Annotated in this window: 17 protein-coding genes; 13 read left to right on the forward strand and 4 right to left on the reverse strand. The window is 71.6% G+C overall.

The window, feature by feature from the left end:
- Positions 1–37: 37 nt before the first annotated feature.
- Both EBO15_RS08600 and EBO15_RS08605 read left to right on the forward strand, forming a co-directional pair.
- A complete protein-coding gene (locus EBO15_RS08600; protein ID WP_122193820.1) occupies positions 38–2,218 on the forward strand; it encodes an MMPL family transporter in 2,181 nt (726 codons plus the stop codon).
- Positions 2,219–2,295: 77 nt separating this feature from the next.
- Positions 2,296–4,866: a Tex family protein gene (locus tag EBO15_RS08605; protein WP_122193793.1), complete on the forward strand. Its 2,571-nt coding sequence runs from the start codon at positions 2,296–2,298 to the stop codon at positions 4,864–4,866.
- A 179-nt stretch (positions 4,867–5,045) separates the two neighbouring features.
- Here EBO15_RS08605 and EBO15_RS45845 read toward each other — a convergent pair whose 3' ends face one another.
- A complete protein-coding gene (locus EBO15_RS45845) occupies positions 5,046–6,086 on the reverse strand; it encodes an SPFH domain-containing protein (protein WP_122193794.1) in 1,041 nt (346 codons plus the stop codon).
- A 148-nt stretch (positions 6,087–6,234) separates the two neighbouring features.
- On the opposite strand from EBO15_RS45845, the gene EBO15_RS08615 reads away from it, so the two are divergent.
- From EBO15_RS08615 to clpX, 6 genes are all read left to right on the forward strand, one after another.
- Positions 6,235–7,032: an AIM24 family protein gene (locus EBO15_RS08615; RefSeq protein WP_122193795.1), complete on the forward strand. Its 798-nt coding sequence runs from the start codon at positions 6,235–6,237 to the stop codon at positions 7,030–7,032.
- 7 nt (positions 7,033–7,039) lie between these two features.
- The gene (locus EBO15_RS08620) at positions 7,040–8,011 is read left to right on the forward strand and encodes an AIM24 family protein (protein WP_122193796.1); all 972 of its coding nucleotides are present in this window, start codon (positions 7,040–7,042) and stop codon (positions 8,009–8,011) included.
- Between the two features lie 339 nt (positions 8,012–8,350).
- Positions 8,351–9,856 carry a trigger factor gene (tig, locus tag EBO15_RS08625; protein WP_122193797.1) on the forward strand — a complete coding sequence of 502 codons (1,506 nt, stop codon included), beginning with the start codon at positions 8,351–8,353 and terminating at the stop codon, positions 9,854–9,856.
- Positions 9,857–10,234: 378 nt separating this feature from the next.
- Positions 10,235–10,867 carry a ClpP family protease gene (locus EBO15_RS08630; protein WP_122193821.1) on the forward strand — a complete coding sequence of 211 codons (633 nt, stop codon included), beginning with the start codon at positions 10,235–10,237 and terminating at the stop codon, positions 10,865–10,867.
- Between the two features lie 29 nt (positions 10,868–10,896).
- Positions 10,897–11,574, forward strand: coding sequence for an ATP-dependent Clp protease proteolytic subunit (locus EBO15_RS08635; RefSeq protein ID WP_378238063.1), 678 nt, complete (start codon positions 10,897–10,899; stop codon positions 11,572–11,574).
- Between the two features lie 191 nt (positions 11,575–11,765).
- Positions 11,766–13,040, forward strand: coding sequence for an ATP-dependent Clp protease ATP-binding subunit ClpX (gene clpX, locus EBO15_RS08640; protein WP_122193798.1), 1,275 nt, complete (start codon positions 11,766–11,768; stop codon positions 13,038–13,040).
- A 91-nt stretch (positions 13,041–13,131) separates the two neighbouring features.
- Here the strand turns inward: clpX and EBO15_RS08645 are convergent, their stop codons facing one another.
- Both EBO15_RS08645 and EBO15_RS08650 read right to left on the reverse strand, forming a co-directional pair.
- Complete coding sequence (locus EBO15_RS08645) at positions 13,132–13,821, reverse strand: response regulator transcription factor (RefSeq protein ID WP_122193823.1); 690 nt, start codon at positions 13,819–13,821, stop codon at positions 13,132–13,134.
- Positions 13,822–13,951: 130 nt separating this feature from the next.
- Positions 13,952–14,821, reverse strand: coding sequence for a hypothetical protein (locus tag EBO15_RS08650; RefSeq protein ID WP_122193799.1), 870 nt, complete (start codon positions 14,819–14,821; stop codon positions 13,952–13,954).
- 74 nt (positions 14,822–14,895) lie between these two features.
- On the opposite strand from EBO15_RS08650, the gene EBO15_RS08655 reads away from it, so the two are divergent.
- The 3 genes from EBO15_RS08655 to EBO15_RS08665 all read left to right on the forward strand — a co-directional run bounded on the left by EBO15_RS08655 (position 14,896) and on the right by EBO15_RS08665 (position 19,446).
- On the forward strand, positions 14,896–17,535 hold the full coding sequence (locus tag EBO15_RS08655; RefSeq protein ID WP_122193800.1) for a valine--tRNA ligase: 2,640 nt from the start codon (positions 14,896–14,898) through the stop codon (positions 17,533–17,535).
- Between the two features lie 157 nt (positions 17,536–17,692).
- Positions 17,693–18,592 (forward strand): helix-hairpin-helix domain-containing protein, encoded by a 900-nt coding sequence (locus tag EBO15_RS45850; protein WP_233616057.1) that lies wholly within the window; start codon positions 17,693–17,695, stop codon positions 18,590–18,592.
- 74 nt (positions 18,593–18,666) lie between these two features.
- Positions 18,667–19,446: a hypothetical protein gene (locus tag EBO15_RS08665; RefSeq protein ID WP_122193801.1), complete on the forward strand. Its 780-nt coding sequence runs from the start codon at positions 18,667–18,669 to the stop codon at positions 19,444–19,446.
- A gap of 13 nt (positions 19,447–19,459) precedes the next feature.
- Here the strand turns inward: EBO15_RS08665 and EBO15_RS08670 are convergent, their stop codons facing one another.
- Positions 19,460–20,662, reverse strand: a complete 1,203-nt coding sequence (locus EBO15_RS08670) for a folylpolyglutamate synthase/dihydrofolate synthase family protein (protein ID WP_122193802.1) — start codon at positions 20,660–20,662, stop codon at positions 19,460–19,462.
- Between the two features lie 162 nt (positions 20,663–20,824).
- Here EBO15_RS08670 and EBO15_RS08675 point away from each other — a divergent pair, with 162 nt between their 5' ends.
- Positions 20,825–22,195, forward strand: coding sequence for a bifunctional folylpolyglutamate synthase/dihydrofolate synthase (locus EBO15_RS08675; RefSeq protein WP_122193825.1), 1,371 nt, complete (start codon positions 20,825–20,827; stop codon positions 22,193–22,195).
- On the forward strand, positions 22,192–22,518 hold the full coding sequence (locus tag EBO15_RS08680) for a DUF4233 domain-containing protein (protein ID WP_122193803.1): 327 nt from the start codon (positions 22,192–22,194) through the stop codon (positions 22,516–22,518). The genes EBO15_RS08675 and EBO15_RS08680 overlap by 4 nt, the downstream gene beginning before the upstream one ends.
- The last annotated feature ends 46 nt before the right edge of the window (positions 22,519–22,564 follow it).

The raw sequence follows: 22,564 nt of genomic DNA on the forward strand, positions 1-22,564 counted from the left end.
ACAGGAACCGATGGACGGACGGGAAGGTGCCGCGCTCATGAGCAGGCGTTCGGTGACGGTTCGGGTGGCCCGCTGGAGCGCGGGCCACCCCTGGCGGGCGATCGGGTTGTGGATCGTCTTCGTGGTGGCCTGCGTGGTCATCGGCGGCGCCCTCGGCACGAACAAGGCGACCGACCTCGACCAGGCAGCGCGCGAGGCGGGGACCGCCGGACGCGTTGCGCACGCCCACGGCGTGACCCCGCCCGCGGTGGAGAACGTGCTGATCACGTCCCGGTCCGGGCCGCTGCCCAAGGCCGAGGCGCACGCGGCGGCCGCCGAGGTCACCGCCGCGCTGCGCGGGATCCCGCAGGTCACGAAGGTGGGCGCGGCCATCCCGAGCAAGGACGGCGCGGCCCTCATGGTCCCGGCGACCATGGCCGGCGACCCGCTCACCGCCAAGGAGCGCGTCAAGCCGCTCCTCGACCGGACCGCGGACGTGCAGAAGAGGCACCCCGGGCTGCGCGTGGAGCAGACCGGCGGCGCGTCCATCGGCAAGGACATGTCCGAGCTGATCCAGAAGGACCTGGTCCGCGCGGACGGCATCGGCCTTCCGGTGACGCTGCTGATCCTCATCGTCGCGTTCGGCGCGCTGATCGCCGCGGGCGTCCCGGTGCTGCTCGCGATCACCGCGATCGTCGGCGCGACCGGGCTGACCATGCTGGTCTCCCACCTCGTCCCGATGTACGACACGGCGAGCAGCATGACCATGCTCATGGGGATGGCCGTGGGCGTCGACTACTCGCTGTTCTACCTGCGCCGCGAGCGCGAGGAGCGGATGCGCGGCCGGGGCCACCTGGACGCCATCGAGATCGCCGCCGCGACCTCCGGGCACGCGGTCGTGGTGTCGGGCGTCGCGGTCATCGTCGCGATGGCCGGGCTGTTCCTCACCGGCAACGTCATCTTCACCTCCCTCGCGACCGCCGCGATCGTCGTGGTCGCCGTCGCGATGCTCGGCTCGGTGACGGTGCTGCCCGCCGTCCTCGGCAAGCTCGGCCCGCGCGTGGACCGGCCGCGCGTCCCGGTGCTGTGGCGCCTGACCATGACCCGCGAGAACCCGCGCCTGTGGCCCGCGCTGCTGCGCCCGGCCGTCCGCCACCCGGTGATCACGCTGGTCCTGGCCGTCGCCGCGCTCCTCGCCCTCGCCGTCCCGGCGCTCGACATGAACCTGCGCCCGACCACCACCGACCAGCTCCCGCGCGCCATCCCGGCCCTGCGCGTCTACGACCGCCTGGTCGCCGCGTTCCCCGACCAGTCGACCGAGCACCAGATCGTCGTCCGGACGGCCCCGGACCAGGCCCCCGCGGCCCGTACCGCCCTGACCGACCTCGCCGCCCGCGTCGACGGCGACCGCCTGTTCGTGGCCCGCGGACCGCGCCCGGACCTCCGGTCCTCGGCGGACGGACGCGTCCAGATGCTCACCCTCGCCACCCCGTACGGCATGAACAGCTCCCAGGCCCGCGCCGCCGTCGCGGAACTGCGCGACGACCTCGTCCCGGCCACCGTCGGGAAGGTCGCCGGCGCCGGGCACTGGGTCGGCGGGGACGCCGCCGCCTCGGTCGACTTCGGCGACCAGATGTCCGATCGGATGCCGCTGGTCGTCGGGTTCGTCCTCGGCCTGAGCTTCCTGATGACGGCCGTGATGTTCCGCTCGGTGGTCGTCGCGCTGACCGCGATCGTGGTGAACCTGCTGTCGGTCGGGGCCTCGTTCGGGGCGCTCGTCCTGATCTTCCAGCACACCTGGCTGGAGGGGCCGCTCGGCTTCCGCAGCACCGGCGCGATCGTCGCCTGGATCCCGCTGTTCCTCTTCGCGGTCCTGTTCGGCCTGTCGATGGACTACCACGTCTTCCTCGTCAGCCGGATCCGCGAGGCCGCCCGCTCCGGGATGCCGACCCGCCGCGCCGTCGCCGAGGGCATCGCCGGATCGGCCGGGACGGTGACCAGCGCCGCCGTGATCATGATCTCGGTGTTCGCGGTCTTCGGGGCGCTGCGCCTGATGGACATGAAGGAGATGGGCGTCGGGCTCGCCGTGGCCGTCCTCATCGATGCCGTGGTGATCCGGACCGTCGTCCTGCCCGCGCTGATGGTCCTGCTCGGACGGGCGAACTGGTGGCCCGGGCCGCTGTCCCGGAAGAACGCCGCGCCGGAGCACCGGACGTCCCGCCGGATGCCGGTGGGCTGACGCCACGCTCCCGCACGGCGGGACGAGACCGTCCGGGAACCGGGGCTGACGCGACAAGCGGCCCCGGTTCCTGGACAATGCTCGGGCGACATCCAGGAGAGGAAGCGAACCGACACGTGACAGTCACCAGCCAGAACGCCGCCGAGCAGGCCGAGCCGCGGCCCATCACCGAACGGATCGCGGGCGAGCTCGGCGTCAGGGAGGGGCAGGTGCGCGTCGCCGTCGAGCTGCTCGACGGCGGATCCACCGTCCCGTTCATCGCCCGGTACCGCAAGGAGGCGACGGGCGCGCTCGACGACACCCAGCTCCGCGACCTGGAGGAGCGGCTCCGCTACCTCCGCGAGCTGGACGAGCGGCGCGCCGCGATCCTGGAGTCGATCGACGGCCAGGGCAAGCTCACCGGCGAGCTGAGGGCCCAGATCATGGCCGCCGACGCCAAGGCGCGGCTGGAGGACATCTACCTCCCGTACAAGCCGAAGCGCCGCACCAAGGCCCAGATCGCGCGCGAGGCGGGCCTCGAGCCGCTCGCGAACCTGCTGCTGGACGACCCGTCCCACGACCCGGCCGAGTCCGCCGCCGCCTACGTGGACGCCGAGAAGGGCGTCGCCGACGCGTCCGCGGCCCTGGAGGGCGCCCGTGCCATCCTGGTCGAGCGGTTCGCCGAGGACGCCGACCTCATCGGCGCCCTGCGCGAGCGCATGTGGACCAGCGGACGCGTCGTCGCCAAGGTCCGCGAGGGCAAGGAGGAGGCGGGCGCGAAGTTCTCCGACTACTTCGACTTCGCCGAGCCGTTCGCCAAGCTGCCGTCGCACCGCATCCTCGCCCTGTTCCGCGGCGAGAAGGAGGAGGTCCTCGACCTGGACCTCCAGCCGGAGAGGGAAGAGGCCGACACAGCCGACACAGCCGACCCGGCCGTCCGGACCGGCTACGAGACCGAGATCGCCGCCCGGTTCCGCATCACCGACCAGGGCCGTCCGGCCGACAAGTGGCTGCAGGACGCCGTCCGGTGGGCCTGGCGCACCCGGATCCTCGTCCACCTCGGCATCGACCTGCGCACCCGGCTGCGCCAGGACGCCGAGGACGAGGCCGTCCGCGTCTTCGCGGGCAACCTCAAGGACCTGCTGCTCGCCGCGCCCGCCGGCACCCGCGCGACCATGGGCCTCGACCCGGGCCTGCGCACCGGCGTGAAGGTCGCGATCGTCGACGCGACCGGCAAGGTCGTCGCGACCGACACGATCTACCCGCACGAGCCCCGCCGCCAGTGGGACGCCTCGCTCGCCACCCTCGCCGCGCTGGCGAAGGAGCACCACGTCGACCTGATCGCGATCGGCAACGGCACCGCGTCCCGCGAGACCGACAAGCTCGCCGCCGACCTGATCACCGCGAACCCCGACCTCAAGCTCACCAAGATCATGGTGTCCGAGGCGGGCGCGTCGGTGTACTCGGCGTCCGCGTACGCCGCCCGTGAGCTGCCCGACCTGGACGTCTCGCTGCGCGGCGCGGTCTCCATCGCCCGCCGCCTCCAGGACCCGCTCGCCGAGCTGGTCAAGATCGACCCGAAGTCCATCGGCGTCGGCCAGTACCAGCACGACGTGTCCGAGGTGAAGCTGTCCCGCTCCCTGGACGCCGTGGTCGAGGACGCCGTGAACGCCGTCGGCGTCGACGTCAACACCGCGTCCGCCCCGCTGCTGACCCGCGTGTCCGGCATCGGCGAGAGCCTGGCGTCCTCGATCGTGGCGCACCGCGACGAGAACGGCCCGTTCCGCACCCGCGACGGCCTGCGCGGCGTGGCCCGGCTCGGCCCCAAGGCCTTCGAGCAGTGCGCGGGCTTCCTGCGCATCCCCGGCGGGGACGACCCGCTCGACGCCTCGGCCGTCCACCCCGAGTCCTACCCGGTCGTCCGCCGGATCCTGGACGCCGCGGGCACCGACATCAAGGCGCTGATCGGCAACACCGCCACGCTGCGCGGCCTGAAGCCGCAGCAGTTCGTGGACGACTCGGTCGGCGTCCTCACGGTCACCGACATCCTGTCCGAGCTGGAGAAGCCGGGCCGCGACCCGCGTCCGGCCTTCAGGACGGCCACCTTCAAGGAGGGCGTCGACAAGCTCGCCCACCTCGAGGCCGGGATGATCCTCGAGGGCGTCGTCACCAACGTCGCCGCGTTCGGCGCGTTCGTCGACGTGGGCGTCCACCAGGACGGACTGGTCCACATCTCGGCCATGTCCAGCAAGTTCGTCGAGGACCCGCGCGACGTCGTCAAGCCCGGCGACATCGTCCGGGTGAAGGTCCTGGACGTCGACCTCCAGCGCAAGCGCATCTCCCTCACCCTCCGCCTGGAGGAGGAGACCGAGCGCCAGAAGTCCGGCGACCGCCCGAACAACCGCCAGCGCGGCGGAGGCGGCGGTGGCGGTGGCCAGCGAGGCGGCGGTCAGCGCGGTGGCGGTGGCCAGCGTGAGGGCCAGCGGGGCGGTGGCCAGCAGCGCCGCCAGGGCGGCAACGGCGGCAACGGCGGTGGCGGCAACGGCGGTGGAGGCGGTCGCGGCCGTCAGGGCGGCGGCGCCCCCGTCGGCAACAGCGCCATGGCCGACGCCCTGCGCCGCGCGGGCCTCGACAAGGGCCTCCCGAAGCAGGACCGCCGAGGCAAGTGAGAATGAGCTCCCGGGCCGTGTCCTCGTCTGACGCCGAGTGACACGGCCCGGGAGCCTGGGGAAGGCGCGGAGCGCGTGTGGTCGGCACGCGGTCCGCGCTTGGTCTTTCCGAGGGCCCGCCGGACGTCGGGCCCTCGCGGCACGGGGTCAGGCCGTGCGATCGGCCTGAGGCGGCGCGGCTACCCGGAGGCGGCCTGGCCGCAGTTGGCGCAGAAGCGCGCCCCGCCCGGCAGCTGCGTCCCGCACCCCGTGCAGTGCGGGGCCTGCGCGACCGGCTGGCCGCAGCCCATGCAGAACTTCGCCCCCGCCGCGTTCCCCGTGTTGCAGGACGTGCACACGACGGCCGCCGCGGCCTGCGGCTGAGCCTGGGGCTGGGGCTGCGCGGCCGCGGCCTGCTGGCCCAGCCCGAGCCCCGCGGCCAGGAACGCGCCCGCGTTCGCCGACCCGCCCTGGGCCATGCCCTGCCCCGCGCCCAGCGCCATCTGGCCCGCCGCGTAGTTGTTGAACCCGCCCGCGAGCTGCGAGTACTGGACGTCCCGGGCGAGCCGCTTCAGCTCCGCCTCGTCCTCGGGCGACAGGTTGACGTCGAAGTTGCCCATGCGGGTGATCGCCACGCCGTACGCGGCGAGCTGGCCGTTGCCGGCCGTGACCGCCGCGTTCTCGATCTCCTCCGAGTACGCCGACAGCCCCAGGATCGGCCACCCGTTCCGGACGATCTGCGTGGTCACCCCGGCCCGCATCGCCTTGAGGAGCTGGTCGCTCACCCACGCGGCGACGCCCTCGGAGTCGGTGAGGTCCACGGTCCCGGCGAGGTTGGTGATCAGCCGGGCCGGGTCCGTCACCCGCAGCGCGTAGTCGCCGAACACGCGCAGCGTCACGATCAGCCCGCTCCTCGGGTCCTGGACGTTGTCGATCCGCCCCCCGAAGGTGATCCCGGTGAACTCCCGGGTGTGCACGAAGTACAGCTCGGCGCGGTAGGCGTTCCCGCCGGTCAGCCGGTCGATCACCGCGCCCAGGCCGGGCAGCTCCTCGGCGTCGATCGTGTGCCGCCCCGGGCCCAGCATCTGGACGACCTGGCCGGTGTTGACGAACAGGGCCGCCTGGTCGGCGTTGACGATCGCCTTGGTGAACCGGCGGATGTTCACGTCCGGCCATTTGAAGACCAGCTGTCCCTTGCGTTCATCCGGAACCGCGATGAATTCCCGTTCGAACCAGGCCATGTCCCCTCCACTGCGCCGGAAAGCCCCGAACGGATCCTAACCGTGCCTGCTACCTTCTTCCCGCGAATGGCGACGAAACAGGCCGCATAAAAAGTAAGCGCAACGTTAATGCGGAGCCAAAAGGGTAAGGGCGGGGGCGGGGAAGGCCGTGGAGAGAATTCAGTGCCGGTGGTGCCGCGGGCAGAACCCGCCCGGCACGATCAGCTGCCTGACCTGCGGCGCGCCGCAGAACGAGGCGGACCGCGTCAGCGACTCCGGCTGGCGCGAGGCGCCCCGGCTGCGGGACATGACCGAGTTCCGCTTCGGGAACAGCACCTGCCAGGTCGAGGGCGAACTCGTCCCGGTCGCCGAGGTCGCCCTCGGGCAGGGCGACGCGGTCTACTTCGAGCACCACGTGATGCTCTGGAAGGACGAGCACACCCCGCTGTCGGCCTACAACACCGGCGGCGGCCTCAAGCGGTCACTCGCCGGCATGCCGCACATCGTCACCGTCGCGACCGGACCCGGACGCGTCGCCTTCTCCCGCGACTCCCCGGGTGAACTGGTCGTGCTCCCGCTGCATCCCCAAATGGAGCTGGACGTGCGGGAACACGCCTTTCTCGTGGCGTCCGGCACGATCGGCTACTCGTTCGTCCGGATCAAGGGCCTGGCCAATATCCTGCACGGCGGCAACGGCATGTACATGGACCGGTTCGTCACCCAGGGGTATCCCGGCCTGCTCATGCTGCACGGTTACGGAAACGTCTTCGAGCGGATGCTGCGCCCGGGGGAGAAGATCCTCGTCGAACCCGGCGGATTCCTCTACAAGGACTCCACCGTCCAGATGCAGGCCGTGCAGATGAACCTCAAGACCGGCCTGCTCCGGCGCGGCATGTACCTCGCCGAGATGACCGGTCCCGGCCGCGTCGGCATCCAGTCCATGTACGTCCACCACCACTCCGGCTGAGGCGTCCATGACCGACAACCAGCCCGGCAACCAGCCCGGCAACCCGAGCGACGACCCGACCGGCGACCAGCCCGCCCCCCGGACGGGCGGCCGGTACGTCTGCCGCTACTGCCGCCAGCCCAGCGACCCGAACTCCCGCACCTGCCCGCTCTGCGGCGCCCCCGTGGACGTCCGCGCGTCCGTGAGCATGTCCGGCTGGACGAAGCAGCCCGCCGTCCGCGACATGGCGCACATCCAGTTCGGGCGGTCCCGCTGCCAGATCGAGGGGACGCTGGTCCCGGTCGCCGACTTCGCGCTGGCCTCGGGCGAGTGGATCTACTTCTCCCACAAGAACCTCCTGTGGGCCGACCCCGCCGCCCAGCTGACCAACATGGGCCTCAAGGGCGGCTGGAAGCGCATGATGGCCGGGCTTCCGCTGATCATGCTCGTCGGCCAGGGGCCGGGCCGGATCGCCCTCGCCGACAACCACGCGGGGGACATCGTCGTCCTGCCCCTCCAGCAGGGCCAGTCCATGTGGGTGCGCGAACACCGCTTCCTCGTCGCCACGGGCAACGTCGCCTACGACTGGACGAGCACGGGCATCTGGTACGACACCCGCAAGGGCGACGACCGCGAACGCCACTGGCCCATGGGCCAGTTCGGGGACGTCTTCACCGCCCAGAACGGCCCCGGCCTGCTCCTCCTGCACTCGCCGGGGAACACCTTCGTCCGCGACCTCGCGCCCGGGGAGCCGCTGCTCATCCAGCCCAGCGCCCTTCTTTACCGGGACGTGACCGTCGAGGCGCACCTGCACCTCGAATACCCCCGCGACGTGGGCCGGAGCGCCCTCGGAGCCCTGTTCGGCAACCGGTACAGCAACCGCAGCATCCTCGCCCGCCTCGTCGGGCCGGGCCGGGTCGCCGTCCAGTCCGTCTACGAACGGCCGGAGGACGCCCTGCCCGTCGTCCGGCATTCCAGGGCGACCAAGCGGAACTGGTAGGCGGAGGCGGCCGGAGGGCGAAGCGACTCCGGTGGGGCGGTGCGCCGGTGGGGCGGGGCGACTGGTGGGGCGGTGCGGGAGGGCTGGCGGCGGAGGCACCCGTGCCGCCGCGTCGTGCCTGGTAACGTCGGGAGTCGACCGGATGCCGGGGACCGTGGTCTTGGAACGACCAGCCGATGTCCGCAGTTCCCCCGGTTACCCCATAGACTTGGCGCGCATGGGCGCGGAGCCGGTCCTTCGGCGTGCCCGCCCGTCCCGAGCCAGAGAGACTGACACAGGCTGAGCAAGCGCGTCGAACGCCGCGGCCGAGACAGTGCCCGATCAAGGAGACCTACCCCAGTGAAGACCGATGTCGAGGAGCTGACCCCCACGCGGGTCAAGCTCACCGTCGAGGTTCCGTTCGACGAGCTCAAGCCGAACCTCGACAAGGCGTACCAGGAGATCTCGCGCCAGGTCCGGATCAAGGGCTTCCGGCCCGGCAAGGTCCCCGCCCGCCTGATCGACCAGTACGTGGGGCGTGGCGCGGTCCTCCAGGAGGCCGTCAACGACGCCCTGCCGGAGCTGTACGGGCGCGCCGTCGAGGAGAAGGAGATCTTCGTCCTCGGCCAGCCGGACGTCGAGGTCACCGAGCTCGACGACAACGAGAAGTTCGCCTTCACGGCCGAGGTCGACATCCGGCCGAAGTTCGAGGTGCCGGAGTACGAGGGCCTCGAGGTCGTCGTCGAGGACGCCGAGGTCACCGACGAGAAGGTCGCCGAGACCCTCGACACCCTCCGCGACCGCTTCGCCTCCCTGACCACGGTCGAGCGCGCCGCCGAGAAGGGCGACTTCGCCACGATCGACATCGCCGCCGAGATCGACGGCGAGGCGGTCGGGGACGCGGCCACCACCGGCTTCTCCTACGAGGTCGGCAGCGAGGGCGCCATCGAGGGCCTGGACGAGGCCGTCACCGGCCTGTCCGCCGGCGAGTCCAAGACGTTCTCCTCCAAGCTGGTCGGCGGCGAGCAGGCCGGCGAGGACGCCGAGATCACCGTCACCGTCCAGTCGGTCAAGGTCAAGGACCTGCCCGAGGCCGACGACGAGTTCGCGCAGCTCGCCTCCGAGTTCGACACGATCGACGAGCTCCGCGAGGACGTCCGCACCCGCCTGGGCCGCCAGGTCCGCCTCCAGCAGCTGTCCGACGCCCGTGACAAGGCGCTCGAGGCCCTGCTGGAGAAGGTCGAGATCCCGCTGCCCGACGCCGTCGTCCAGCAGGAGATCGACCGCCGCTACCAGCAGCTCGAGCAGCAGCTGCAGATGGCGGGCCTGACCAAGGCCGACTACCTCGAGGACGAGGAGAAGTCCGAGGAGGACTTCGACCAGGAGGTCAAGGACGCCTCGGCCCTCGCGGTCAAGGGCGGCTTCGTCCTCGACCAGCTCGCCGTCCAGGAGGAGCTGGGCGTCGAGAACGAGGAGCTCAGCGAGTACGTCGTCACCCAGGCGATGCAGATGGGCGTCGCGCCCCAGCAGCTCGCCCAGTACCTCACCGAGAACAACCAGCTCCCGGCGATCGTCTCCGAGGTCCTGCGCAGCAAGGCCCTCAACCTGATCGTCGAGCACATCGTGCTGAAGACCGAGTCCGGTGAGGTCCTGGACGTCGAGGCCATCCAGCGCGAGCTGAACGGCGGCGAGACCGTCGAGGCCGGCGAGGACGTCACCGAGGAGGCGCAGGAGATCGCCGACTCCGCCGCCGACGCGGACGTCGCCGACGAGGCCGACCGCGAGGAGGCCCAGGAGGCCAACGCCGAGGCCGAGGCCAAGGCCGACTCCGAGGCCGACTCCGAGGATGGCAAGAAGGACGCCTGAGGCGTCCTGAACCGCCACTGAGGCACCGCCGAGGCCCCTCCGACGATCACCGAGGAGGGGCCGACGCGCCGAGCGCCCCGCAACCCCTCAGGGTTGCGGGGCGCTCGCGTTCCCGGCCCTGGTCGTCCCGCCGTCCCGGCCCTGGACGCCCCACCGCCCGGCTCTGGCCGCCCCACCGCCCCGGGCCTGGTCGCCCTGCCGCCACGCCCCAGGTGGGCCGGACGGCGCGGGGCGCCCGCTCCTACGCGACGCGGCCCCGTTCTCGCCATCGGTACGCCCCTGGCGAAAAGCAGGGCCCTCGGGCTTAAGCGGGGTCGCGGGCGCGTTAATGTCCAATCATCCGAACCGATTAAAGGACCGGAGGAACACCCGGTGAGCATGCCTCCGACTTTCGACGAGTCGTCCCGGATCCAGGCGCGGGTGGCCGAGGCGCCGCTGCTGCCCCTGGGCGACCAGCTCTTCCAGCGGCTGCTGCGCGAGCGGATCGTCTTCCTCGGCCAGCAGGTGGACGACGACATCGCCAACCGCATCTGCGCCGAGCTGCTGCTGCTGTCGGCCGAGAACGGCCGCCGCGACATCACGCTCTACATCAACTCGCCCGGCGGCTCGGTGACGGCCGGCATGGCGATCTACGACATCATGCAGTACGTCCCGAACGACATCGTCACGGTCGGAATGGGCCTCGCGGCTTCGATGGGGCAGTTCCTGCTCTGCGCGGGCACCCCCGGCAAGCGCTACGCGCTGCCGCACGCCCGGATCATGATGCACCAGCCGTCCGGCGGGATCGGCGGCACCGCGTCCGACATCAAGATCCAGGCCGAGCAGATGCTGTACGTCAAGAAGACGCTCGCCGAGAAGATCGCGACCCACACCGGCCAGCCGCTCGACCAGATCGAGCGCGACTCCGACCGGGACCGCTGGTTCACCGCCGAGGAGGCCAGGGACTACGGCCTCGTCGACCACGTGGTCCTCAGCGCCAACCAGGTGCCCTCCGAGGGCACGGTCAGCTGACCCAACATCCCGAATCGGAGGCACAGCAAGTGAGCGAACTGTACCGGCCCCAGATCCAGGCGGGCGGCTCCGGCGCGGTCATGCCGGTGGACAACCGCTACATCATCCCGTCCTTCGTCGAGCGCACCACGTACGGGGTCAAGGAGATGAACCCGTACAACAAGCTCTTCGAAGAGCGGATCATCTTCCTCGGCGTGCAGATCGACGACGCGTCGGCGAACGACGTGATGGCGCAGCTCATCACGCTGGAGTCGATCGACCCCGACCGTGACATCAGCATCTACATCAACTCGCCGGGCGGCTCCTTCACCGCCATGACGGCGATCTACGACACGATGCAGTTCGTCAAGCCGGACATCCAGACGGTCTGCATCGGCCAGGCGGCCTCGGCCGCGGCCGTGCTGCTCTCCGCGGGCACCCCCGGCAAGCGGGCGGCGCTGCCGAACTCGCGGATCCTGATCCACCAGCCGGCGACCGAGGGCTCCTACGGCCAGTCGTCCGACATCGAGATCCAGGCCCGCGAGATCATGCGGATCCGCGAGCAGCTCGAGCAGATCCTCGCGACCCACTCCGGGCGGGACCTGGAGGAGGTCCGCCGGGACATCGAGCGCGACAAGATCCTCACGGCCCAGGAGGCCAAGGAGTACGGCCTGATCGACGATGTCTTCGTCAGCAGGAAGCGCAAAGCCGAGGTAGTGTCGTCCTGATAAGACGGCGCTGACGGCGTCCCCTCGGGAGGGCGCGTTGGGCCCCCGCCCGGGCGACGGTCGCGGGCGGGGGGCTTAACAACCCACTGCGAGGCGGTAACGTCGAGTCCAACGCCTGGAGCCTCCGGGACCAGACCCAGCCGCAGCGGATGGCCGAACAGGCCGCGGCCCCACGAAAAGGAGACAGTTGGGTGGCACGCATCGGCGACGGTGGTGACCTGCTCAAGTGCTCGTTCTGCGGGAAGAGCCAGAAGCAGGTCAAGAAGCTCATCGCGGGTCCGGGCGTGTACATCTGCGACGAGTGCATCGATCTCTGCAACGAGATCATCGAGGAGGAGCTCTCCGAGACCTCCGATCTCAAGTGGGACAGCCTGCCCAAGCCGCGGGAGATCTACGAGTTCCTCGACTCCTACGTGATCGGGCAGGAGACGGCCAAGAAGGCCCTCTCGGTCGCCGTCTACAACCACTACAAGCGGATCCAGTCCGGTGACACGGGCTCGGGCGACGGGGTCGAGCTGGGGAAGTCGAACATCCTGCTCCTCGGCCCCACCGGATCGGGCAAGACGCTGCTCGCGCAGACGCTCGCCAAACTCCTCAACGTCCCGTTCGCGATCGCGGACGCCACGGCGCTGACGGAGGCCGGTTACGTCGGCGAGGATGTCGAGAACATCCTGCTGAAACTGATCCAGGCGGCCGACTACGACGTCAAGAAGGCCGAGACCGGGATCATCTACATCGACGAGGTCGACAAGATCGCTCGCAAGAGCGAGAACCCGTCGATCACCCGCGACGTCTCGGGCGAGGGCGTCCAGCAGGCGCTGCTGAAGATCCTGGAGGGGACCACCGCGAGCGTCCCGCCGCAAGGCGGCCGCAAGCACCCGCACCAGGAGTTCATCCAGATCGACACCACGAACGTGCTGTTCATCTGCGGCGGCGCGTTCGCCGGGCTCGAGAAGATCGTCGAGTCCCGGGTGGGCAAGCAGGGCATGGGCTTCGGCGCGGTGATCCGCTCCAAGTCCGACTTCGACGAGTCGTCCGCGATGCTCGGCGACGTCATGCCGGAGGACCTGCTGAAGTTCGGGATGATCCCCGAGTTCATCGGCCGCCTGCCGGTGATCACCAGCGTCCACAACCTGGACCGCGAGGCCCTGATCAACATCCTCACGGTGCCGAAGAACGCCCTGGTCCGCCAGTACCACCGGCTCTTCGAGCTGGACGGGGTCGACCTGGAGTTCACCGACGACGCCCTCGAGGCCATCGCCGACCAGGCCATCCTGCGCGGCACCGGCGCCCGCGGCCTGCGCGCGATCATGGAGGAGGTCCTCCTCTCGGTGATGTACGAGGTCCCGTCCCGGCAGGACGTGGCCCGCGTCGTGATCACCCGCGAGGCCGTCCTCGAGCACGTCAACCCGACGCTCGTCCCGCGTGAACGCGCCAAGCGCGAGCCGCGCGAGAAGAGCGCCTAGCCGGCCTGACGACGAAGGCCCGCCACTCCCGTGGCGGGCCTTTCGCATGCCCGCACACGTTGTGCCGGCCCTTCCCGCGGAGCACGGGGCCTCAGTTCCTGCCGGATTCGCCGAGGCCCGCCTCGCGGGCCATGACGATCGCCTGGGCGCGGTCCGCCACGTGCAGCTTCATGAAGATGTTGGACACGTGGTTGCGGACGGTCTTGGTCGACAGGAACAGCACGGACGCGATGTCGGTGTTGCCGCGGCCCTGCGCGATGAGCTCCAGCACCTCGCGTTCCCGCTCGGTGAGCTGGGGGAACGCGTTCTGCCGGGGGTGCGGCATGCCCGCGAAGTAGGTGAGGACGCGGCGGGCGATCTCCGGGCCGTAGATGGCCTCGCCCGCGGCGACGGCGCGGACGGCGCGCGCGATCTCCTCGGCGCCGGACTCCTTGAGCAGGTAGCCGCGGGCGCCCGCGCGCATGGCGGCGAACACCGAGTCGTCGTCCTGGAACATCGTGAGGACGAGGACCCCGGTGCGCGGGCTGGTGCGGGTGATCGTGCGGGTGGCCTCCAGGCCGTTCCCGCCGGGCATGTGCAGGTCCATCACGACCACGTCCGGCCGCAGCTCGGCGGCCAGCCGGACCGCGTCCGGGCCGCTCTCGGCCTCGCCGACGACCTCCACGCCGAGCGCCTGGAGCAGGCCGCGCAGGCCCTGCCGGAACACCGGGTGGTCGTCGGTGATCAGGACCCGGATCGGCCCGGCGCCCACGTCGGCGCCGCCTTCGGTGCCGCCGTCCATGCCGCCGTCCGTGCCGCCTTCGGTACCGCTTGCGGTGTCCATGCGCTCGTCCTCCGGCGGCCGCGTCCCCTACCCGTGCGACGGCGGCCGGCGCCGCGCGGGTAGGGGGATGGTACCCGTGGCCCGGGGGTTACTTCTTCTGCTCCACACCGTCGCGGAACTGGCGCATCAGGTCGGCGGTGTCGTCGATCGTCGTGCCGGTCTTGGTCGGGACGATCGCGCCGAAGCTGCTGCTGGTCGCCCAGGCGCACTCGGTGATCGTGACGCCGACCGAGTGGAGCTGGAAGCAGCCGGCCTTGCCGCCGTGCGACCCGGCGTCGACGTCCTCGACGATGGTGTTGTTCCTGCTCGCGGACGTCCGGAGGCCGGTCATGAAGGTGGCCGGGTCGCCGATGGAGCCGGTGCCGCCGAAGAAGATCACGCCGGTGCTGCCGGTGAGGGCGCCGCCGCTGCCGCCGGAGTCCTTGTAGAACGCCGAGCTGAGGTCGCTGACCTTGCCGTGCGTCATCGTCTGCATCTGCGTCTTGAACGAGTCCATCTTCGTCGCCAGCTGCGACTCCATCGACGCGTCGCGGTCACGCCCGGCGACGGTCTGCGGGGTGCTGATGGCGTACTTGTCGCCGCCTCCGCCGCGGAGCACGACGAAGGCGACCACCGCGATGACGACCAGGACGAGGCCGCCGCCGACCAGGCCGATGATCAGTCCGGCGTTGGACCCGCGCGGCGGCGGGGGGCCGGGCGGCGGGCCGAAACCGGGCTGCGGCTGGGCGAACCCGCCGGGCGGCTGGCCCCAGCCGGGCTGGTCCTGCTGGGCCCACCCGGGCTGGGCGGCCGGCGGGGCGGCGGGCGGCGCGGGGGGAACCGCGGGACCGGGCTGGCCGTAACCGGGCTGCTGGCCGTATCCGGGTTGTCCGTAGGGGTCGGGGGAGCCACCAGGGGGTGACGGGAAACCGCCGGGATTGCCTCCCGGCGACTGAGGCGGAGGGTTCCAGCCGCTCACGTTCTTCTCCTAGATCCTTGATCTCTCTTGACCCCGCACGTTATACGCGTCCGCGACCCGTAGAATCAGGGGCCGTGACTCAGCCCAGCAACCAGCCCAGCAACGAGCGCGGAGACGAGCCCGGCCGGAACCCGGCCGCCGACGTCGATCTGCCCACCCAGTACCAGCCGGCGAACGTCGAGGGCAGGCTCTACGAGCGCTGGGTATCGGAGGGCTACTTCACGGCGGACCCGGCCAGGAACCCCGCCGCTCCCGCCTACTCGATCGTCATCCCGCCGCCGAACGTCACCGGCTCCCTGCACATGGGCCACGCCCTGGACCACTCGATCCAGGACACGCTGGCCCGGCGCCGCCGCATGCAGGGCCACGAGGTCGCCTGGATCCCGGGCATGGACCACGCGGGCATCGCCACCCAGAACGTCGTCGAGCGCGAGCTCGCCAAGGAGGGCCTGTCCCGCCACGACCTCGGCCGCGAGGCGTTCGTCGAGCGCGTGTGGCAGTGGAAGGGCGAGTCCGGCGGCCGGATCCTCGGCCAGATGCGCCGCCTCGGCGACTCGGTCGACTGGACGCGCGAGGCGTTCACCATGGACGAGCCGCGCGCCCGCGCCGTCCGGACGATCTTCAAGCGGCTGTTCGACGACGGCCTGATCTACCGCGCCGAGCGCATCATCAACTGGTGCCCGCGCTGCCTCACCGCCCTCTCCGACATCGAGGTCGAGCACTACGACCGCGAGGGCGAGCTCGTCTCGATCCGCTACTCGGACGAGATCGTCGTCGCGACGACCCGCGCCGAGACGATGCTCGGCGACACCGCCGTGGCCGTCCACCCCGAGGACGAGCGGTACCGGCACCTGGTCGGGACGACCGTGGAGCTGCCGCTGACCGGCCGCCGCATCCCGATCGTCGCCGACGAGCACGTCGACCCCGAGTTCGGCACCGGCTGCGTCAAGGTGACCCCGGCGCACGACCCGAACGACTTCGAGATCGGCCGCCGCCACGACCTGCCGTCCCTGTCGGTCATGGACGAGCGCGGCGTGATCACCGCGCACGGCCCGTTCGAGGGCATGGACCGGTTCGAGGCGCGTCCCGCCGTCGTCGCCGCGCTGCGCGAGGACGGCCGGATCGTCAAGGAGATCCGTCCCTACGAGCACGCGGTCGGGCACTGCCAGCGCTGCTCCACGGTCGTCGAGCCGCGCGTGTCCCTGCAGTGGTTCGTCAAGGTCGAGCCGCTGGCGAAGGCCGCGGGCGACGCCGTCCGCGACGGCCGCGTCGCGATCCACCCGCCGGAGATGGCGCCCCGCTACTTCGAGTGGGTCGACAACATGCACGACTGGTGCATCAGCCGCCAGCTGTGGTGGGGCCACCGCATCCCCGTCTGGTACGGCCCGGACGGCGAGACCTTCTGCCCCGGACCCGACGAGGAGCCGCCCGCCGGCTGGACGCAGGACACCGACGTCCTCGACACCTGGTTCTCCTCCGCGCTGTGGCCGTTCTCCACGCTCGGCTGGCCGGACGCGGACGCGGCCGATCTCAAGCGGTTCTACCCGACGTCCGTGCTGGTCACGGGGTACGACATCCTGTTCTTCTGGGTCGCCCGGATGATGATGTTCGGCCTCTACGCCATGGACGGCGTCCAGCCGTTCCACACGATCGCGCTGCACGGCATGGTCCGCGACCAGCACGGCAAGAAGATGTCGAAGTCGTTCGGCAACGTCGTCGACCCGCTCGACTGGATCGACCGGTACGGCGCGGACGCCACCCGCTTCACCCTGCTGCGCGGCGCGAACCCCGGCGGCGACGTCCCGGTCGCCGAGGACTGGGCGCAGGGTTCGCGCAACTTCTGCAACAAGCTGTGGAACGCCACCCGGTTCGCGATGATCAACGGCGCGCACGTGCGCGGCGAGCTGCCCGCCGAGGTCTCGACCGTGGACGCCTGGATCCTGTCCCGGCTCCAGCAGGTCGCCGCCGAGGTGGACGGCCACCTGGAGGGCTTCGACTTCGCCAAGGCGTGCGAGGCGCTCTACCACTTCGCGTGGGACGAGGTCTGCGACTGGTACGTCGAGCTCGCCAAGGTCCAGCTCGCCGACGAGCGCGCCGAGTCGACCCGCCGCGTCCTCGGCGAGGTGCTCGACAAGCTGCTGCGGCTGCTGCACCCGGTGATCCCGTTCGTCACCGAGGAGCTGTGGACGTCCCTGACCGGCGAGGAGACGGTCATGCGCGCCGCCTGGCCCGCCGCCGACCCGGCGCGCGAGGACAAGGACGCCGAGCTCGTCGTCGAGTCCCTGCAGCGCCTGGTCACCGAGGTCCGCCGGTTCGCCGCCGACCAGGGCCTGAAGCCCGGCCAGAAGGTCGCGGCCGCGCTGGAGTGGGGCGACTCGCCGCTGCGCGACCACGAGGAGGCCGTGCGGACGCTGCTCCGCCTCACTCCGCCCGGCGACGGCTTCTCCACGACGGCGTCGCTGCCGGTCGAGGGCGCGGTCGTCCGGATCGACACCGCGGGCGCGATCGACGTCGCCGCCGAGCGCAAGCGCCTCGAGAAGGACCTCGCCGCCGCCCGCAAGGAGGTCGAGCAGAACTCCAAGAAGCTGGCGAACGAGGCGTTCATGGCGAAGGCCCCCGAGGCCGTCGTCGCGAAGAACCGCGCCCGCCTCGCGCAGGCCGAGGCCGACATCGCGCGGCTGGAGGCCCAGCTCGCGGCCCTGCCGGCCGGCTGACGCGCCGTTCCCGTCCGCCGCCCCCGTCCCGGATCCCGGGGCGGGGGCGGAGACGTTCCGGGAACGGAATGCCCCGCGGATCACGCGAAGTGAGCGGTCTTTCGTAAACTGTCGGTGTCGTCCGGGTCAGCTCCGGGTCAGTGCAGCAGGGGGAGTGATGTCCGAGTCTTCGCCGCGGTCTCCTGATCCGGCTCCGCTGCGGCCCAAGCCGCCGGAGACCGCCCCCGAGTTCGCGGTCCCGGCTGTCCCGAGCCCCGATCCCTCGCCCTCCGGGGCGTACGGGGTCGTGGTGCCGTCGGCTTCGGCGGAGGTCGCGCTGCCCGCGCCCGTGCCCGCCGAGCCGGAGCCTCCGGCCGCCCCTCCGCAGGCGGCCCCTCCGCAGGACGCACCGCCGGCGCAGCCCCAGCAGCCGCCGATCGTGAACGTCAACGTGCACGTTCCAGCGGCACCGCCGACGCCCGCGCCGCCGCCCGTGCACCCCGCGCCCCCGGCACCGCCGCGTCCGCCCATGGCGCCGCCTCCGCCTCCGCGTCCGCCCGCGCCCGCCGGGCTGGACAACACCGCTCACGCGCTGCACCTCATCCTGACCGTCGTGACCTGCGGCCTCTGGATTCCGGTGTGGGTCGTGCACGCGATCGTCGCGGGCAACCGCACGCCGCCGCTGCCGCCCACGCCGCCGCAGCCGTGGCAGCAGCAGGTCACGACCGAGCAGGCCAACCGCGCGGCCGTCCAGCACATGAACGCCCGCGCGCAGCGCCGCCGGGAGGCCCGCGCGCTCGCCATGGACAATCCGCTGATGGCCCGCGAGCTGCGGATGGGACGCACCGACCTGGCGCCCGCGCAGCGGCCCTACGACGACGGCGGGCTGATCGACGTGAACGCCGTCCCGGCGCGGGAGCTCACCCGGTTCGGGATGACGCCCGAGCAGGCGGAGAAGGCCGTGGAGCTGCGCGAGGATACCGGCGGGTTCTCCTCCGGCGAGGACATGGCGGTCGTCTGCGACCTGCCGCCGCGGCTGGTGCCGGAACTGGTCGAATACGGTCTCTACTTGCGCTGAACCGGTCCGTTTCCCGGCGTGCCGGGGGCCCGGTGCGGATACGATCCTGCCGTCCGTCCGAGCGCAGGAGAGCGATGCCCGATTCGCCGGTCCCTCCGTCCCGCTGGGGCGATTCGCCGCCCTGGTGGCTGACCGCCGACACGCTGGACGCCGAGCCCCCGCCGTCCGGCCCGTCCCGGGAGGACGCGCCGCCCAGGGCGGCCGGTCACGCGCCCGGCGGCGACGCGTCCGGTCGCGGCGACCGGGCGTCCGCTCCCGCTGACCGGGCTCCCACTCCGCTCGCGCCCGCTCCGCGTGCGCCCCGGCCGGGCGGCGCGGCGTCCACGCGCCGGTCGCAGCGGAAGATCGTGCTGGTCAGTGCGGTGGGCGGCCTCTGCGCGATCGCCGCCGTCGCGGCCGGGACGTTCCTGATGGGCGGCGGGGACGGCGGCCCCGCCAAGCAGATCACGGTGCAGCCCGAGGCGGGCGGCCTGCGCCTGAACGCGGCGGAGCCCGCCGCGAGCGTCGCGTTCCCGTTCATCACCGAGGCCGTCCGGCGCGGCGGCGCCTCGAGGCCGCACCAGACGTCGGCCGTGTACTCGGGGGCCGCGAGCAACGTCCTGTTCATCGGCGGGACGGCCTCGATCACCGATCCGATCGCGTTCCTCGACCGGGCCAGGCCGAACACCGCCCTGTCCTTCCAGCACGTCGGGCCGGGCGTCTGCGGGACCTTCGCGGTGCTGTCGGAGGTGCATCCCTACTGCGCCTGGGCGACGTCCGGTTCGTACGGGTTCGTCGCGTCGAACCTCCCGGCGCAGGACACGACCGACCTCGCGAAGCTCACCACGCGCCTGCGCGGCGACGTCGAACGCTGACCGGCTCGGAGCGTCAGCCGAAGAGCCGGTCGACGTCGGCGTCCAGGACGTTCAGGACGAGACCGGCGAAGTAGACGGTGCCCAGGGTCAGGAGACGCGGGCCCCGGTCCGCCAGGGCGTCCATGGACAGCTCAGCGGCGTCGAGGACGTCCCAGGAGGACGGCAGCGGGCGCGAGAAGCGCAGATGGGCCTGCGGCAGCCGGACGAACGTCACCGGCAGCCCGTCCAGCTCGGCGATCGCGCCGTCCAGATCCTTGTGGTCGGGCAGGCAGAGCAGGACATGATCGACTTCGCCACCCCACCGTGCGCGCGCGGCACGGAGGGCGGCGGCGACTCCGTCCCGGTTGATCGCCGAGTCGATGAGCACCTCGACACCGTCCCGCTCGTGGAGGGACAGCCGTCCAGGCAGGACGACCGTGCCCAGCATCTCGCGCACCCGCGCGCCCGCAGGAGGACGCCCCAGGACCTCCGCCAGGCGCAGGGCCGCCAGGACACCGGTCCGGGCGTTCGCCCGGCTCAGCCCCTGCGGGAGCGCGGTCGCCCAGGTGGCCTGAGGGCCGTCCACAGCCATGTGAATGTCGCCTGCGGCGTCCAGCACGTCCCTGACCTCGGGCGACTGCGGAGCCGAGACCACCGCGCGCGTCTCCGGGACGATCACCGCGGCCTTCTCCGTGGCGATCTCCCCGATGGTGTCGCCCAGCACGCCCACGTGCTCCGCGAAGATCGGCGTCACGGCGACGACCGTGGCCGGGAAGAGGCTGATCTCGTCCGAACCGCCGCCCATCCCGGCTTCCAGGACCACCACGTCCGCCCCGACGTCGCGCGCATGCACGAGGCTCGCCAACGTGAACAGCCCAGAGGGAGAGAGGTAACCCTCGGACGCCTCCGGAAGCCCGTCCATCGCCTCGGAAAGCCGTGAGGCCAGTTCGGCGAACTCGTCAGGCGAGACGGCACGTCCGTCCACTCGGATCCGATCACGGTTCGAGCGGTGCCCAGGACTCATCACCGAAACGACCCGCAGCCCCGCCGCCACCAGGGTCGCGGACGCGTACGTCGCGGCCGTCCCCTTGCCCTTGGACCCGACCACGGCCAGCACCGGGACGCCTACCGGCAGGAGCCCCAGCGCCCCCGCCAGCTCGCGCGCCCGCTCGAGCGAACGCCTCGAACCGGGACGCCGGGCCGTCCACTCGCGGAAGAACACCTGATCAACGGCCATCCGACGGAGGATATCCACAGGAGGACCGGGTGTGGACGGCCCTGTGGCAGGGCGCGAGTAGGCTTCCTGTGTCGGCAGAAACGCACCGTTGAACAGGCAGGGATCCAAGACGTGAGCCAGGTGACGGGGCCGCTCGGCTACCGCGACGCGATCGGCGCGATCATGAGCCGTGGGGTCGAGTGGGACATCGATCCGACCCTCGACCGGGTCCGTGACCTGGTCGACGTCCTCGGCGAGCCGCAGCGGTCGTATCCGGTGATCCACGTGGCGGGCACCAACGGCAAGTCCAGCACCGCCCGGCTGATCGAGGCGCTGCTGCGCGAGCGGGGCCTGCGCACGGGCCTGTACACCAGCCCCGAGCTGACCACCCTGCGCGAGCGCATCGCGATCGACGGCGAGCCCATCTCCGAGGAGCGGTTCGTCGAGGTCTACGAGGACGTCAAGCCCTACGTCGACCTGATCGACACCAAGAACGACACGAAGCTGTCGTTCTTCGAGGTCCTGACGGCGATGGCGTTCGCGGCCTTCGCCGACGCTCCGGTCGACGTCGCGGTCGTCGAGGTCGGCATGGGCGGCTCCTGGGACGCCACCAACGTCGCCGACGGCACCGTCGCGGTGATCACCCCGGTCGGCCTCGACCACACCGCCTACCTGGGCGAGACCGTCGAGGAGATCGCGGCCGAGAAGGCCGGGATCATCAAGCCCGGCCAGATCGTGGTGATCGAGCAGCAGCAGCTCCCGGCCGCCGAGGTGCTGCTCGGCCGGGTCGCCGAGGTCGGCGCGGTCGCGGCCCGCGAGGGCATCGAGTACGGCGTCGTCCACCGCGACGTGGCGTTCGGCGGCCAGATGATCTCGGTCCGCGGGCTGCACGGCGCCTACGACGAGATCTTCCTGCCGCTGTTCGGCGAGCACCAGGCCAGCAACGCGGCGACCGCCCTCGCGGCCGTCGAGGCGTTCGCGTCCGGTGCGCCGACCCTGGGCGAGCACAACCTCGAGGCCGCCACCCGCATCGCGGCCGGCGCCGACTACACCGGTGGCGACGACGGCCAGCTCGACCCGGCGCTGGTGCGCAGCGGGTTCGCCCAGTCCGCCTCGCCGGGCCGCCTGGAGGTCGCCCGCACCGGCCCGACCGTGCTGATCGACTCCTCGCACAACCCCGCCGGAATGGCCGCGACGGTCAACACGATCACCGAGTCGTTCGGGTTCACCCGGCTCGTCGGCGTCCTCGCGATCGCCTCCGACAAGGACGTGGCGGGCGTGCTCGACGAGCTCGAACCCGTCATGGCCGAGCTCGTCGTCACCCGCAACGCCTCGCCGCGCTCGCTGTCGCCGGAGGAACTCGCGGAGGTCGCCGAGGGTGCGTTCGGCTCCGAGCGCGTGCACGTCGTCGACCGGCTCGACGACGCGATCGACCGCGCCATCGGCCTGGCCGAGGAGACCGGCGAGTACCGGGGCGCGGGCGTGCTGATCACCGGCTCGGTCGTCACCGCCGGCGAGGCGCGGACCCTGCTGCGCGTGGGAGAGGGCCGATGAACCCGGAACGCCGCCTGTACTCGACGGTCCTCGCCTGCGAGGCCGTCGTCATCGGGCTCGCGATCCCGGTCGCGATCTCGGTGCAGAAGGTGGACGGCTCGGTCGCGGGCTCGGTCGGCGGCGTCCTCGCGGTGCTGTGCCTCCTGGCCTGCGGCGTGATGGGCCGTCCGTGGGGCTTCGCGGTCGGCACCGTCCTGCAGGTCCTGGTGCTCCTGACCGGCTTCATGGTCCCGATGATGTTCATCCTCGGAGTGCTGTTCGGCGCACTCTGGGGAACGGCCTTTTGGCTGGGACGCCAGGCGGAAAAGGCTCAGGCGCGCTAAATTCCCGGGGAAGGCAGCCGAATTCCGCCCGCCATAATTCGCCATT

It is taken from the genome of Actinomadura harenae (assembly GCF_003696215.1).
In the GTDB taxonomy this organism is placed as follows: Bacteria; Actinomycetota; Actinomycetes; order Streptosporangiales; family Streptosporangiaceae; genus Spirillospora; species Spirillospora harenae.